The organism is Pseudomonas sp. Irchel 3F3, from assembly GCF_900187545.1.
Classification (GTDB): Bacteria; Pseudomonadota; Gammaproteobacteria; order Pseudomonadales; family Pseudomonadaceae; genus Aquipseudomonas; species Aquipseudomonas fortuita.
On sequence record NZ_FYDS01000006.1, the window covers coordinates 339,091 to 353,598 of the forward strand.

The 14,508-nt window shown below is 59.4% G+C and carries 14 protein-coding genes; 1 reads left to right on the forward strand and 13 read right to left on the reverse strand.

All coding sequences use genetic code 11. From position 1 onward, the window contains the following. Positions 1-28 precede the first annotated feature (28 nt). From CKW35_RS15270 to CKW35_RS15300, 7 genes are read right to left on the reverse strand one after another with little or no spacing between them, the layout of a single operon-like run. Positions 29-589: an arsinothricin resistance N-acetyltransferase ArsN1 family B gene (locus tag CKW35_RS15270; RefSeq protein WP_095116274.1), complete on the reverse strand. Its 561-nt coding sequence runs from the start codon at positions 587-589 to the stop codon at positions 29-31. Then, on the reverse strand, positions 582-1,664 hold the full coding sequence (locus CKW35_RS15275; RefSeq protein ID WP_095116278.1) for an ArsO family NAD(P)H-dependent flavin-containing monooxygenase: 1,083 nt from the start codon (positions 1,662-1,664) through the stop codon (positions 582-584). Before CKW35_RS15275 ends, CKW35_RS15270 begins: the two co-directional genes overlap by 8 nt. A 25-nt stretch (positions 1,665-1,689) precedes the next feature. Then, positions 1,690-2,193: a cyclin-dependent kinase inhibitor 3 family protein gene (locus CKW35_RS15280; protein ID WP_095116280.1), complete on the reverse strand. Its 504-nt coding sequence runs from the start codon at positions 2,191-2,193 to the stop codon at positions 1,690-1,692. A gap of 4 nt (positions 2,194-2,197) precedes the next feature. Continuing rightward, the gene (arsH, locus tag CKW35_RS15285; protein ID WP_095116283.1) at positions 2,198-2,911 is read right to left on the reverse strand and encodes an arsenical resistance protein ArsH; all 714 of its coding nucleotides are present in this window, start codon (positions 2,909-2,911) and stop codon (positions 2,198-2,200) included. Between the two features lie 23 nt (positions 2,912-2,934). Beyond that, positions 2,935-3,405, reverse strand: coding sequence for an arsenate reductase ArsC (locus CKW35_RS15290; protein ID WP_095116286.1), 471 nt, complete (start codon positions 3,403-3,405; stop codon positions 2,935-2,937). Between the two features lie 14 nt (positions 3,406-3,419). Continuing rightward, the gene (locus CKW35_RS15295; RefSeq protein WP_095116288.1) at positions 3,420-4,703 is read right to left on the reverse strand and encodes an arsenic transporter; all 1,284 of its coding nucleotides are present in this window, start codon (positions 4,701-4,703) and stop codon (positions 3,420-3,422) included. Between the two features lie 27 nt (positions 4,704-4,730). Beyond that, complete coding sequence (locus CKW35_RS15300) at positions 4,731-5,087, reverse strand: metalloregulator ArsR/SmtB family transcription factor (protein ID WP_060519748.1); 357 nt, start codon at positions 5,085-5,087, stop codon at positions 4,731-4,733. A gap of 733 nt (positions 5,088-5,820) precedes the next feature. Between CKW35_RS15300 and CKW35_RS15310 the strand changes: the two genes are divergently transcribed. Continuing rightward, positions 5,821-6,153, forward strand: a complete 333-nt coding sequence (locus tag CKW35_RS15310; RefSeq protein WP_095116292.1) for a DUF2790 domain-containing protein — start codon at positions 5,821-5,823, stop codon at positions 6,151-6,153. A gap of 136 nt (positions 6,154-6,289) precedes the next feature. Here CKW35_RS15310 and CKW35_RS15315 read toward each other — a convergent pair whose 3' ends face one another. The 6 genes from CKW35_RS15315 to dmeF all read right to left on the reverse strand — a co-directional run bounded on the left by CKW35_RS15315 (position 6,290) and on the right by dmeF (position 14,507). Next, positions 6,290-6,616, reverse strand: a complete 327-nt coding sequence (locus tag CKW35_RS15315) for a four-helix bundle copper-binding protein (RefSeq protein ID WP_095116293.1) — start codon at positions 6,614-6,616, stop codon at positions 6,290-6,292. A 160-nt stretch (positions 6,617-6,776) separates the two neighbouring features. Then, a complete protein-coding gene (locus CKW35_RS15320; RefSeq protein ID WP_095116295.1) occupies positions 6,777-7,130 on the reverse strand; it encodes a copper-binding protein in 354 nt (117 codons plus the stop codon). Beyond that, a complete protein-coding gene (locus tag CKW35_RS15325) occupies positions 7,127-10,285 on the reverse strand; it encodes an efflux RND transporter permease subunit (RefSeq protein ID WP_095116297.1) in 3,159 nt (1,052 codons plus the stop codon). The genes CKW35_RS15320 and CKW35_RS15325 overlap by 4 nt, the downstream gene beginning before the upstream one ends. Then, on the reverse strand, positions 10,282-11,745 hold the full coding sequence (locus CKW35_RS15330) for an efflux RND transporter periplasmic adaptor subunit (protein WP_095116299.1): 1,464 nt from the start codon (positions 11,743-11,745) through the stop codon (positions 10,282-10,284). Before CKW35_RS15330 ends, CKW35_RS15325 begins: the two co-directional genes overlap by 4 nt. Further along, entirely contained in the window at positions 11,742-12,992 is a 1,251-nt protein-coding gene (locus tag CKW35_RS15335; protein WP_095116301.1) for a TolC family protein, read from the reverse strand. Before CKW35_RS15335 ends, CKW35_RS15330 begins: the two co-directional genes overlap by 4 nt. A 576-nt stretch (positions 12,993-13,568) precedes the next feature. After that, positions 13,569-14,507 carry a CDF family Co(II)/Ni(II) efflux transporter DmeF gene (dmeF, locus tag CKW35_RS15345; RefSeq protein WP_095116305.1) on the reverse strand — a complete coding sequence of 313 codons (939 nt, stop codon included), beginning with the start codon at positions 14,505-14,507 and terminating at the stop codon, positions 13,569-13,571. Position 14,508 lies beyond the last annotated feature (1 nt).

A 14,508-nucleotide genomic window follows, 5' to 3' on the forward strand; every position in this document is an offset into this window, starting at 1 on the left:
ATGGACCCTTCAATATGGACCTCATGTTCTAACGCGGCATTGGGATTTGGGATAAGAAGCTTGTAGGAGCCTCAGGCCGACAACCCTCGCCACCGAAATCAAACCGCCAATACCCCACGTCATGCCACGCATCGAGTTTGAACCCGACCTGCGAAAACGTACCGATGTGCTGAAAGCCGAGTTGCTCATGGAGACCCACGCTTCCTTCGTTCGGTAAAGAAATACCCGCGTATGCAGAACGATATCCTAGCTGCTTCAGAACCGGCAGGAGAACGTCATAAAGCTGCCGGCCAATCCCACTCCGACGCTGCCCCTCTGCAACGTAGACGGTCACATCTACCGCCCACCGATATGCCGCTCGCGCTCGATGCTGGCTAGCATAGGCATAACCGACCACCCGACCTTGCTGCACAGCCACAAAATATGGATAGGTATGAAGCGTCGTCTCGATTCGCTGGCGCATTTCTTCCGCGCTCGGCGCTACCTCTTCAAACGAGATGGCAGTGTGGAGCACAATCGGCGCGTAGATAGCCTGTATGGATGCAGCGTCTTCTGGACCAGCAATACGAATCTCGATTCCGCTATGCATCCGGCTGCTCCAAGCTGTTCAGGTATTCCACTACTTCGTTTACGGTGCTGCGCGCGGTACGGGTGACGCCGATCAGCGTCGCCGAGGCCAGTCCGGTCCAGTCGCCATATCCGACCAGCCAGAGGCGCGGCTCGCAAATAGAGCGCGACCCGTCAACCTCGACCCTGCCGTTGTCATCCAGCACGCCCAACGCCAGCAAGTGATCCAGAGCCGGCCGGAAGCCGGTACACCAGACCACCGCATCGACCTGGGTTTTCTCACCATTGGGCCAGACGACCCCATCTGGCGTGAATGATGTGAAAGGCCTTACAGCACGAAGGGCCCCACGCTCGCGAGCTCGGACCACCGAGGGCACCATGACGATATCGCCAAGCCCACCGACCGGTGCATCGATAACCCGGCCCTCCTGTTGAGCCTTGAGGCGCTCGGTAGCCCGCTCGAACAGCACCCGGCCATCGACATCATCAGGCAGAAACGCCGGCTCCTCCGTGGTTACCCACGTTGCGTCGGCGACCTCGGACAGCTCCGCATAGATTTGCGCCCCCGAGTTGCCACCACCAACGACCAGCACGCGCTTTCTTTGGAGAGCCTCTGGTGACTGATAATTGGCGGAGTGAATTTGCTGCCCCCGGTACAGCTCTATCCCCGGATAAACCGGAACATAGGGTGTGCTCCAAGTCCCCGTTGCGCTGATGACGGCACAGGCTTCCCAGTCGCGGTCCTTCGAGCGAACACGAAGGCCACGCCCGGTTCGCTCCACCGCCGTGACGCTGACGGGGCGAACGATAGGAAACCCGTAGCGCGCCTCGTACTGCTCCAGATAGCTGACCACGTGATCCCTATCGGGATTACCTTCGGTGACTAGCGGCATCGGCCAGCCCGCGATCGAGCTCCATGCGGAGGGTGAGAATAGCGTCAGCGAGTCCCAGCCATGGCGCCACGCCCCGCCCGCAGCCTCTTCGGCGTCGAGCAGCAGGAACGACAACTTGGCCCGCTTGAGAAAATAGGCCACCGTCAGCGCGGACTGCCCGCCGCCAATTACGATGACATCGAGTAGCTCGCCTTCGGTGGCCATGGTTTCTCCTGTCTGGCTGGAGCGTTCAGTCTTCGCCGAACTGGTTGATGTAGTTGATGTGCGCAGGCTTCTGAATCGCCCGTGGGCGAAGCTCCTGCACCCATGCGATCGCCTCGCGACGCGGCATTCCGGATTCGATCAGCAGACGGGCAGCGAACAGCCCGGTGCGACCGGAGCCGCCCTTGCAGTGGATGGCCAGGGCCTTGTTTGAAGCGAGCAAATTGTCCAACTGGTGGCGAATCTCTCCCAACCGAGCCTCGAAGTTCTGATCAGGAGCCTGATCATCCTCGATCGGCAACTGGTACCACTCCAACCCATGCTGCCTAGCCGCGACGCCAAGCTCACCAGCGCCGTTTTTCTGAAGCTCTGTATCCGACATCAGGGTAACCAGCGCCACGGCGCCAGCCTGCTTCAGCGTCTCCAGGCTTTCATCGAGATCACTGGTCTGGGTGCCCGGGCAGGGTGTGAAAATCAGCGCTCCCGGGGCATGGGGCAGCGATTTCATCGAGTAGGGATGCGACATGCTCATGACCTCAAATGGACCGCAGATTTACTCGCTTGGACAGCTCTTCCACCGACTCCTTGCGCTCGGAGTAGCGGTCCACCAGGTAATCCTGGCGATCGCGCAGCAGCAGGGTGAACTTGGTCAGCTCTTCCATCACATCGACCAGACGGTCGTAGAAGGAGGACGGCTTCATCCGCCCGGCATCGTCGAACTCCAGGAATGCCTTGGGTACCGAGGACTGGTTGGGGATGGTGAACATCCGCATCCAGCGGCCAAGCACGCGCAGTTGGTTCACCACGTTGAACGACTGCGAACCACCGCAGACCTGCAGCACAGCAAGGGTCTTGCCCTGGGTTGGACGAACGGCGCCCATGGCCAGCGGTACCCAGTCGATCTGCGCCTTGAACACGCCGCTCATCGAACCGTGGCGCTCGGGCGAGCACCACACCTGGCCCTCGGACCATTGCATCAGCTCGCGGAGTTCCAACACCTTCTCGTGGGAGTCCGGAGCGTCATCCGGCAGCGGCAGGCCGGAAGGGTCGAAAATACGGGTTTCGGCGCCGAACGCTTCCAGCAGGCGCGCAGCTTCCTGGACCATCAAACGGCTGAATGAGCGTTCGCGAGTCGATCCGTACAGCAGCAGGATCCGTGGTTTATGCGTGGAGGGATCCTTCGGCTCCAGCCGCTCCAGCGACGGCAGATCGATCAGTTCTGGCTGGACATTTGGCAGGTGGTCGTTCATTTCAGTCTCCATTGATCCAAGGCCTACAGCGCGCCGATGCGAGCAAGTTCGGCTTTCAGTTCGTCCTGGCTCAGTTGCGAGAAGGGCAGCGCAATGAAAGCGCGCACGCGCTCATCGATCTTCGCAAGTGTGGTCTGGAAAGCTTGTTCGATTTCCGCCTCACTGCCGGTAACCGCCGAAGGGTCGGCCAGGCCCCAGTGGGCTTTGAGCGATGGCCCGAAGAAGATCGGACAGGCTTCGCCGGCAGCTCTATCACACACGGTGACAACTATGTCGGGGGGAGAGCTCTCGAAAGCATCCGAGGCCTTGCTTGAAAGACCAGCGGTGGGGATACCGGCGGCTTCCAAGGTCTTCAATGCCCGCTCATTGACCTTGCCGCTTGGGTAGCTACCCGAGCTCACAGCTTCCATACCCTCAGAGGCCAGATGATTGAACAGCGCCTCGGACAGGATGCTGCGGCAGCTGTTGTGGGTGCACATGAACAAGACTTTCATCAGGTATCTCCGGTTCAAAAGCTCAGGCGGATGGCCAATGCGGCCAAGGTGGCAAGCAGGATTGGCAGCGTCAGGACGATACCGGTGCGGAAGTAGTAACCCCAGGTGATGACGATGTTCTTGCGGGCCAGCACGTGCAGCCACAGCAAGGTGGCCAGGCTGCCGATTGGGGTGATTTTCGGACCGAGATCACAGCCGATGACGTTGGCGTAGATCATGGCCTCGCGCACGATGCCGGTGGCCTCGGCGGAATGGATCGACAAAGCTCCTACCAGCACAGTGGGCATGTTGTTCATGACCGACGACAGGCCAGCGGCGAGCAGCCCCGTCCCGAGGGATGCGCCCCAGACCCCGTAGCCGGCGAAGACATTGAGGATATGCGTCAGGAAGTCGGTGAGGCCGGCGTTACGCAGGCCATAGACCACGAGGTACATGCCAAGAGAGAACACCACGACCTGCCAAGGCGCGTCCCTGAGCACCTTGCGGGTAGAAATCACGTGCCCGCGCGCGGCGATCAGATACAGGATCAGCGCACAGGCAGCAGCGATGGCGCTGATGGGAACGCCTAGCGGCTCGATGGCGAAGAAGCCGACCAGCAACATGGCAAGTACCCACCAGCCGGCAACGAACGTCGCCTTGTCGCGGATAGCGGCTTCGGGAGCCTTCAGTTGGTCGAGTTCATAGGTTCGCGGCAGGTCCTTGCGGAAGAACCACAGCAGCATTCCCAGCGTGGCGGCGATACTGACCAGGTTCACCGGCACCATGATCGAGGCGTACTCGCTGAAACCGATGCCAAAGTAGTCGGCGGAAACGATGTTCACCAGGTTGGACACCACCAGCGGCAGGCTCGCGGTATCGGCGATAAAACCTGCTGCCATGACAAATGCCAACGTCGCCGCCGGGGAAAAACGCAGGGCAAGCAGCATGGCGATAACGATCGGCGTCAGGATCAGCGCTGCGCCATCATTGGCGAATAACGCCGACACTGCTGCTCCCAGGAGAATGATGAAAGCGAACAGCTTGCGGGTACTGCCGTTGCCCCAGCGGGCCACATGCAACGCTGCCCATTCGAAGAAACCCGCCTCATCCAGCAAAAGGCTGATGATGATGACAGCGATAAACGTTGCGGTGGCGTTCCATACTATCTGCCACACCACTGGGATATCAGACAGATTCACTACGCCCGCCAGTAGCGCCACGACCGCCCCTAGACCAGCGCTCCAGCCCACCCCCAGACCCTTTGGCTGCCAGATCACCAGAACGATCGTTGCTAGAAAAATCAAAAATGCGATGAACATGGCTCAACTCAGTCAGCGAAGTGAAAATCAAGCACAAGCAGCAGGGCTTTGTGGACGCTCGCCCATTTCAGCAAGGCGCACAGCATCGGCGCTTAGCCACTGGGCGTTTGCATCGACAACACTCTTGAGCATCATCTGCACCCATTCTGGCAAGGACGGATTGAGGCGGTAATACACCCATTGTCCCTGCCGCCGGTCCATGAGGATTCCGGCTTCTCGCAATTGAGCAAGATGCCGAGAAATCTTCGGCTGGCTGAGGTCGAGTGCGCAGGTCAACTCACATACGCATAGCTCGCCTTCACTGGCGATCAGCAAGGTCATCCGGGCTCGTGTTTCGTCAGCCAAGCATTTAAAAACGATGGGGGGGGTTAGGGTTTCCCGCATTTGACCTCCTGGGGAACGCAGCACGGGCGGCTCATATCTGGAGGCTCGAATATATGACCATTCGGATATACGGTAAAGCAGATATTAATTCACTGACCAGATGACCGAGTCACAGTAAGAGGCAAAATCCAGGGTTCGCGCCCTTATCCGGATATTGATTCCCTTCCCATCGAGTCCACGATGAACCACCCTGAGATGTCTCTCCGATTGCTTGGTGCCGATCAGATCCAGGGGTTGGATGAGTATCTTTCCGCAGCCGGCTTGCCTACCCAGGACCTTCTGCAGCACGACCGCATGTTCAATTCCTTTCACCGTGGAGAAACGGAACTGGGATATGGGGCATCGAAGGATGGCCAGGCTCGTCTAATTCGTTCGCTGGTTGTGGATCCTGGGAAAGAGGATCCGGGGTCGGTACCTTGCTGCTTAGAGCACTTGAACGCATAGCCGAAGCCGACGGGGCTTAAAGCCTCTGCGGACCACAATTGCGCCCGATTTAGTCGAGGCTCGGGGATATGAGCGCAGAGAGCGATCCCTAGCCCCTAGGGTGATTTCCAACTCCGCAGAGTTTGAAAAGCTCTGTCCCGCGTCGGCTTTACCTTAGGTACCCGCAAACTGTCTATGAGGGAATAGCGCTGTCAACCCAGCACAGCCTTACAAAGATGTAATGCCTGGATCACATGGATGACAGCTACCGGGCCTTAGGCTGCAGTCATGTTTTCATGGAGTAACTGAAATGATCAAAGCCAAATGCATCGCCGGCCTACTTCTCTTAATCGCCTCCTCATCCGCTTTTTCCGAAGGAGGATCTGATCGTTTGCACGGAAAAATGATTCACGCGAATGAGCAGGCTATGCGTGCATACGCAGCAGCCAATGGAAAAAAGCCACCTGAGGTGATCCATTATCGCTATGGAATGAAGCTGGACGTGGCGAGGGTCATCAGCAGGACTTCGACCAACGGTAGCTGCGACGTGATGCCGGCACAGATGAATTACGAGGACTCAACAGGAGAGCTGAAAATCCTTGAATATCGCACTGCCGGAATTAACTGCAGGGGTCAAAACTGACCGATGCACAGGTTAATTTTTGAAGTCAGCTGATCACCAGCAGCGCCACAGCTGATCGGCCGCCAGGGGCTTGTGATCGACCGACCGAGGTCTTCCCTAAGTACTTTGCAAAAGAGCGACGGTCGGTCGAAATTAATTAGGCAGCCATTGCTTCGCAGGATTGTGCGCAGGCGAAACAGGCCTGTGCGCAATGCTGACAGTGGTCTGCCTTATGCTTACCGCACTCCTCCCCGCAGGCGCGGCAAATCCTTGCGCACAACGCACAAAAGTCCTTGGCGAGCATGCTTTCTCGTGCCATCAAGGTAGCCGCCAGCTTGCACATATCTGCGCAATCCCTGTCCAGCTTGATGCAGTCAGCCATCATTTTTACGTCCTGCTCTTGCAGGCAGGCTGACGCGCAGCCTTCACAGGCCAGCGCGCAGCGCAGGCATTCCGAGATGCATTTATCAAAGCTACTGTTCATGATCATATCTCCGGTATCGGGTCGATGTGATGCCAGTGCACCGTCTCATGACGGTATGTAGCGTTCGACCTGAAGGGGTCCTTAAGATTGATTACATTTCTGTAAGCTTGTCCGAATCATCTCGGTATGAAGGCGTGCCTGATCATTCAAGGCTTTTCAATCACTGCTTCTGGATGCTCTCGATTTTCGCGACGCTTCCCTCCATACGGAACCCAAATTTCACCTTGTCGCCTACATTCAAGCCCTTCAGCTGCGCAGGCTCAGCTTGGAAGCCCATGGTCATCGCCGGCCATTTGAGCTCCGCTACCGGGCCGTGCGCCAAGGTGATTTTCCCGCTTTGAGGATCCAGCGCCTTTATTGTCCCCTCAGCATGCGCAGTGGGCGCCGCCTGGCTACCTTGGTCACCCTCGGCGGAGGCTGGCATTTTCTTCATGTCCATACCATCCATGTCCTGGGCATGCACACTGGCAGCGAAAGCGGTGACTAGACCTGCGATGACAATTAGCTTTTTCATTGGATTTCTCCTGAGAGGTTGGGGGTAGTTACAGCAAGTTCGCGGCGACGGATCAGCCAGTACGCCGCAGGGATTACAAAAAGGGAAAGCAAGGGGGCGGTGAGCATGCCGCCCACCATGGGCACCGCGATGCGGCTCATGACCTCGCTGCCGGTACCGCTGCTCCAGAGAATGGGCAGCAGGCCTGCAACGATGACCGCCACCGTCATTGCCTTGGGTCTAATGCGTTGCACCGCGCCCTCACGGATCGCGTCGAGCAGCGTTGCTCGTGTGGTTTCGCCGTTGGCCTGACGCTCAGCCCAAGCGTTATTCAGGTAGATGAGCATGATCACTCCGAACTCCGCCGCTACCCCGGCCAGGGCAATGAAGCCAACGCCTGTGGCCACCGATAGGTTGTAGCCCAGCAGGTAAAGCAGCCAGACGCCCCCGGTCAGGGCAAAAGGTAAGGTGCCCATGATGAGCAGTGCTTCACCGAGGCGGCCGAAGGTCAGGTAGAGCAGCACAAAGATAATGGCCAGCGTCGCCGGCACCACCCAGGCCAGACGGGCGTTCGCCCGCTCCAGGTATTCGAACTGGCCGGAGTAGCTCAAGCTCATGCCTGGATCGAGCTTCACCTCGCTGTTGATCGCCTGACGAAGGTCTGCCACAACAGACGATAGGTCCCGGCCGCGCACATCGATGTACACCCAGCCCGAGGGACGAGCATTCTCGCTCTTGAGCATGGGCGGGCCATCAGCGATACGTATGCGGGCCACGCTGCCGAGGGTCAGCTGGCCGCCCTGCGAGGTGTAGATCGGCAGCTGACGCAACGCCTCCACGGAATCACGCCATTCGCGTGGATAGCGCACGCTGATGGGATAGCGGGCCAACCCTTCAACCGTTTCCCCGATGCTTTCGCCACCGATGGCGCCGGCGACAATGGCCTGTACGTCGGTGATGTTCAGGCCGTAACGGGCTGCGGCATGGCGGTCGATATCCAGATCAATGTAGCGGCCGCCAGTCAAACGCTCTGCCAGCGCCGACGTCACTCCAGGCACCTTTTTCGCTGCCCGCTCCACAGCGAGAGTGGCCCGGTCTATCTGGTCCAGGTCGCTGCCGGCCACCTTGACGCCGATTGGGCTCTTGATGCCGGTGGCCAGCATATCGATGCGGTTGCGGATGGGCGGGATCCAGATGTTGGTCAGCCCAGGCACACGCACAGTGCGATCAAGCTCCTCGATGAGCTTCTCCGTGGTCATCCCTGGACGCCACTCACTCTTGGGATTGAGCCGAACGGTGGTCTCGAACATCTCCAGCGGTGCCGGGTCGGTAGCGGACTCGGCGCGGCCGGCTTTACCAAAGACACTGGCCACTTCGGGAACAGTTCGTATCAGACGATCCGTTCGTTGCAACAGTTCTGAAGCTTTCTGCGCCGAGAGTCCAGGCAAGGCTGAAGGCATGTAGAGCAGATCACCTTCATCGAGCGGAGGAAGGAACTCGCCCCCAAGATGATTCAAGGGCCACAGACTGCTGAGCAGGATGAGCAATGCTCCAGCGAGGGTAACCAGAGGCCGGCGCAGGACGACCTCCAATGCCGGACGGTACAGCCAGATGAGGCCCCGGTTGAGCGGGTTGCGCTGTTCCGCAGGCAGTGGCCCTCTGATCCAGTACCCCATCAGCACCGGAATCAGGGTCACCGATAGCGCAGCCGCCGCTGCCATTGCGTAGGTCTTGGTAAAGGCCAGGGGTGCGAAGAGACGCCCTTCCTGGGCTTGCAGCGTGAACACCGGGATGAACGATAGCGTGATGATCATCAGGCTGAAGAACAGTGCCGGCCCTACCTCGACGGCCGCCTCCGTCATTACCCTCCAATGCGCTTCGCCTCGCAACGGCTGACCAGGATGTCGGGCATGCCAAGCCTCAACGCGTTTGTGGGCGTTCTCGATCATGACCACGGCAGCATCCACCATCGCGCCGATGGCAATTGCTATACCGCCGAGTGACATGATGTTGGCGTTGATGCCCTGATGACGCATGACGATCAGCGCTATCAGGATTCCCACGGGCAGCGAAACGATAGCCACCAATGACGAGCGCAGGTGCCAGAGAAAGGCTGCGCATACCAACGCCACTACCACGAATTCCTCGATCAGCTTGTGACTGAGGTTCTCTACGGCACGGTCGATCAGCTGGCTGCGGTCGTAGACGGTAACAAGCTCCACCCCGGCTGGCAGGCCTTTCTTCAGGGTTTCGAGCTTGGCCTTGACGTGGGCGATGGCCTCACGAGCATTCTTGCCGCTGCGCAGGATCACCACACCTCCTACAGCTTCACCGAGGCCGTCCAGTTCGCCTATGCCTCTGCGGGCTTCCGGACCTATCTGCACCGTAGCGACGTCGCCTAATGTCACCGGCACGCCCTTGGTAGCCAGTCGCAGCGGTATCGCCCTGAAATCATCCAGTGATCGCAGGTAGCCGGCCGCACGTACCATGAATTCCGCTTCGCCCTGCTCCAGTACACCGCCACCGGTCTCCTGGTTGGCCTTGCCTATAGCCTCCACCACCTCAGCCTGGGTGATACCGAGGCTGGCCATACGCAGCGGATCGAGGACGACTTGGTACTGCTTGACCATACCGCCGATGGTGGCTACCTCAGCGACATCCGGCAGGGTCTTGAGCTCATAGCGCAGGAACCAGTCCTGCAGGCTGCGCAGTTGCGACAGGTCATGGCCGCCGTTGCGATCGACCAACGCATACTGATAAATCCAGCCCACTCCGGTGGCGTCCGGGCCAAGTACCGGCTTGGCTGCCGCAGGTAATCGCGATTGCGCCTGGCTCAGGTACTCAAGCACCCGTGAGCGCGCCCAATACAGATCGGTGCCGTCCTCGAACAGCACGTAGACGAAGCTGTCACCGAAGGCGGAGAAGCCGCGAACCGTTTTGGCCCCCGGAACCGAGAGCATGGTAGTGGTCAGCGGATAGGTCACCTGATTCTCAACGATCTGGGGAGCCTGGCCTGGGTAGGACGTGCGGATGATCACCTGCACGTCCGACAGGTCGGGCAAGGCGTCGATTGGCAGGCTACGCACCGAGACGAAGCCCCATGCCACCAGAAACAGCGTGGCGAGGAGCACCAGCACACGGTTGCCTACCGACCAGCGGATCAGCTTGGCAATCATGGTTGGCCCTCCACCACATTGATCTGCTCAACTACCATGCCCTCGTCGCGTTCGCGTATGCCAAAACGAATCTGCGCACCGACCTTGAGGCCATCAAGGAGAGACTGATCAGCCACAGGAAAGGTCATGGTCATCCCTGGCATGCCCAGGGTGATGAAAGGACCGTGGGCAACGGTGAGCTGGGTGCCGTCTATCTGCACGACACGGCCATCCGCTTCATGCAGGGCGGGCCCCGCATTAGGCTGACTATCCTGCGCCGTCGCCGCCTCGATGCCTTTCAAATTAGCGTCGGAGTCCAACAGGAATTGCCCGGAAGCGACGATGCGCTGTCCTGCCTGAAGGCCCTGCAACACCGCAACTTTCCCTTTGCTCTCCTGGCCCAACACGACTTCCACCGGCCGGAAGCGACCACCGTCTTCAGCCAGCATCACCAGATCCCGCTTGCCGGTGCGGATGACCGCCTCGGCAGGCACCAAGAGGCTTTGCTCGGCAGACTCGCCGGGATGGAGAGCCACTTGAGCGGTCATCCCAGGACGAAGCCGTCCATCCGGGTTGGGCAACTCGATACGCAGGCGCAACGTGCGGCTCTGCAAATCGGCATCGGCCAATAGCGCAGTCAACTTGCCTGGCAAGGGTTCGCCCGGGAATGCTGGCAATTGCGCCTGCACAGGCTGGCCTTCGCGCAGGCCTTGAGCCTGGGATTCCGGCACAGCCGCTTCCAGCCAGACGTTGGCCACTCCATTGATCCTTGCCAAGGTAGCCCCCGGCGTCAGCGTCATTCCGGGTCGCAAATCGAGAGCCTGAATTACACCGGCAGTGGGTGCTGAAAGTGTGACCGAGAGCTGCACCTTCCCCGTGCTCGCGACCCGGTTGATCAGGTCGGCCGGCATGCCGGCGAGCACAAGCCGCTGTCGTGCCGCCGCCGTCAGCTGCGCGTCGCCGGAATGCCGCAGCGCCAGGTATTCCTCCTGCAAACCAGCCCACTCCGGGGTCAGCACATCGGCTAGAGGAGCCCCTTTGGCAACGATGTCACCCGTCGCTCGACCATAGACGCGCTCGACGTAACCGCCAGTCCGGGCCTGCAACACGCTGAAGTCGCGTTCGTCGAACGCCAGAACGCCGCTTACGCTCAGGGTTCGCTCAAGCCGACCAGCCGTCACCGTTGCCAATCGAATCCCAAGGTTTTGCTGGAGCCCAGCCGAGACCTGAACCGCAGGCTGCTCCTCGCCAGCCGTGTCATCCGAATACTTGGGCACGAGCGGCATGTCCATGAAGGGTGATTTTCCGGGCGCCGGGAAGTGCTGCTGGGGATACATCGGGTCATACCAGTACAGCGCTTTTTTTTCCTCACCTACTGGCTGCGATGGGGAATACGCACCTCTTCCACCTAGCCAGAAGCCAGCGCCAATCCCAATAGCTAGGGCAGCAGCCACGAGCAAACCAATCGACCTATTCCTCATGCCCGCACCTCTCCATAAACGAAATGCAGACGCGCTGCTGTTGCCGCCAACTGTCCTTGCAGGTCCACATCCTGTAGCAGTGCTTCCACACGCTGCCGGCGTGCCGACAGCACTTCACTCAACGGAGACTTACCGGCGCGGTAGTCCGCCAGAGCGAGGCGTACCCGGTCCTCGGCCAGAGGTAGAAGCGTTTCGCGACTGCGCCGCACTGCCCGTTGCAAGCGGTGGTACTCGGCAAGGTCTGTTTCAAGCTGGGCTTGATGCTCGCGCAGGGCAGCGTCCTGCTCATCCTCCAGTTGTCGAACTTGTGCGCGTCGTGCCGCAATCATCGGGTCTTGCCGTGAGCTGCTGAACAACGGCAACTGGAAGCTGACCTGCAGGCTGACCATGTTGCTGAAATCCGGGCCACGGCGCTGATAATCCACCCCCCAGGACCAATCCGATTTCTTCTCCGCCTGAGCCTGATGTACCTGGGCTTGAGCCTCGCGTGTCATGGCGTTGTAGGTATTGAGCTCCGGATGGGCATGGACGGAGTGCAGGTATTCAGCTGCGTCTACAGGCCAGACAGGGAACGTCGGCGCGCCTACTTCGGCGTCCTGCCCAATCCAGCGCTTCAGCGCGGCTCGCGCCTGAGCTGATTGACTCAACAGAACGTCTTTCTGCTCGTCCAGCTGCGCGGCTTCTTGCTTGGGAGCCAGCGTATCGGCGGTGGAGCCTGCACCACCGGCCAGGCGGGCCCGCACCGTGGACGCCAGCAGCTGGTTTTCTTTGTAGAAGGCGTCGAACTGTTCAAGCTTTCGCTGCACGGTGTATGCAGCCACCCAAGCCTGGGCGGTTGCCGCCCGAACCTTGAGCCGTTCGAACACCGCCTCGGCATCGGCTCGCTCGACCGTGGCCTGCGCTGTCTCTATGCGAGCTTTGCGTTTGTCCCGGTTCGGTACTTCTTGGGACAGGCCAACCACCTGCATGGTCATGAAGTCTCTGTTCATGCTCCAGCGGTCGGTGCCTTCAATCGGCAGGTTCTGTACCCCGAGATTCAGGCGCGGATCGGGTAGTTCGCCCGCTGGAATGACTGCGCTGCGCGCAGCTGATGCCTGCTCCTGGCGGGCCTGTAGAGAGGGAGCGTTGCGTTCAGCCAGTTGCAGCGCCTCATCCAGCGACAGCGTTGCAGCCTGTGCCGAGACAGCCGGCAGCAGTATGGAAAGGACGGCCGTGGTTATCCGTCCCTGAAAACGTTGGGGAGTCATGAAAATGATTCCTCGAAAGATCAGCGCCCAGGCGCGTGCCATCGCCCCGCTGCTAGGCGGAACGACGGTGTGAAATTAAGAGGGAATCAGACGCGGGGAGGCCGCCATGGATCGGGGGGAGAGCCTGTTGCTATGCCTACCGCGTAGGTATCGGCAGGTCGTGGCTTGGCAAAGGTCAGCCCAGGCGTCAGGAAGCTGAGCTGTACGGTACTGGCAGTCCTGCACTCCTGGCCGACCTTGCAGGATTTGGCATGATCGCCAGTCTTACCCAGGTCGTGGTCCTGGCAGCAGTCATGGTCCATACCCGCCATCATTTCCATGCCGATGGCCTGCATTGGGCAAGGTTCAGTCGCCGAATCGACGCCCGCCATCCCGTTAAGCGGAAGCGCCACGATAAGCATCAGGATGGTGAGCAGTCGAATGAACCGATTCATGATGGGCGAGTATAGGTTACCGGGATGAGTTCAGCATTAAGGGGTTGGGGCTGCACTAACCAATCGTTTTGAACCAGTGGCGGCGCTTATGCCTGTGCTGGATGAGTGATGACTCCGTACAGCTTCGCCCATAACGAACGCCCTAACTCGCCGCAGCCCTATATTCCACCGTGAGATGGGCCACTTCATGAACAGGCGTCAGTGCTGCACGAATATCGTCGGCTGTGAAATCTAATGAGCCGGTTACGCTGACAATTGCCGCTCGGGCTTCAGGCCCCACCCTCCACACATGGAGGTCTGTGATCTGTAGCTTGCCGGAATGACTAAGTAATCCCCGAATTTCCTCGGCAACATGGTTGTCCGTCTTATCAAGCAGTACGGACGCCGTGTCTTTCATGAGGGACCACGCCCATCTTGCTATTACGACAGCGCCCACGAGCCCCATAACCGGATCAAGCCACACCCAGCCAAGAAACTTGCCTGCGAGCAGCGCGACGATTGCAAGGACTGACGTCACTGCGTCCGCAAGTACGTGGACGTACGCTGAACGTAGATTGTTGTCTTCGCCATGCATGTGGCCGTGAGGTCCATGCGAATGACCATGCGAGTGGCCGTGTCCATGATCGTGATGATGGCCCCCACCAGCCAGAAGCAAGGCACTGACGACATTCACAATCAGACCGGTGATAGCGATCAGAGTCGCCGTTCCAAACTGCACCTGGGTCGGCTCAAAAAGACGCAGTACCGACTCGATACCGATGCCTAACGAGATCAAACCAAGAATCAAGGCCGAGGCGAAGCCTCCGAGATCACCCACTTTGCCTGTGCCAAAACTGAAAATGGAACTCTCAGAATGCTTGCGGGCATAGGCGTACGCCGCAGCTGCAATTCCTAATGCTCCTGCGTGCGTTGCCATATGGAAACCATCTGCCAACAGCGCCATTGAGCCTGTGATATGTCCAGCGGCGATCTCACCTACCATCATGACGACGGTAAGCAGGACTACCCACAAGGTGCGCTTGGCATTGGCGTCGTGAGCAACGCCAAGAAAGTTATGGCTGTGTATGTATGTGGTGCTCATG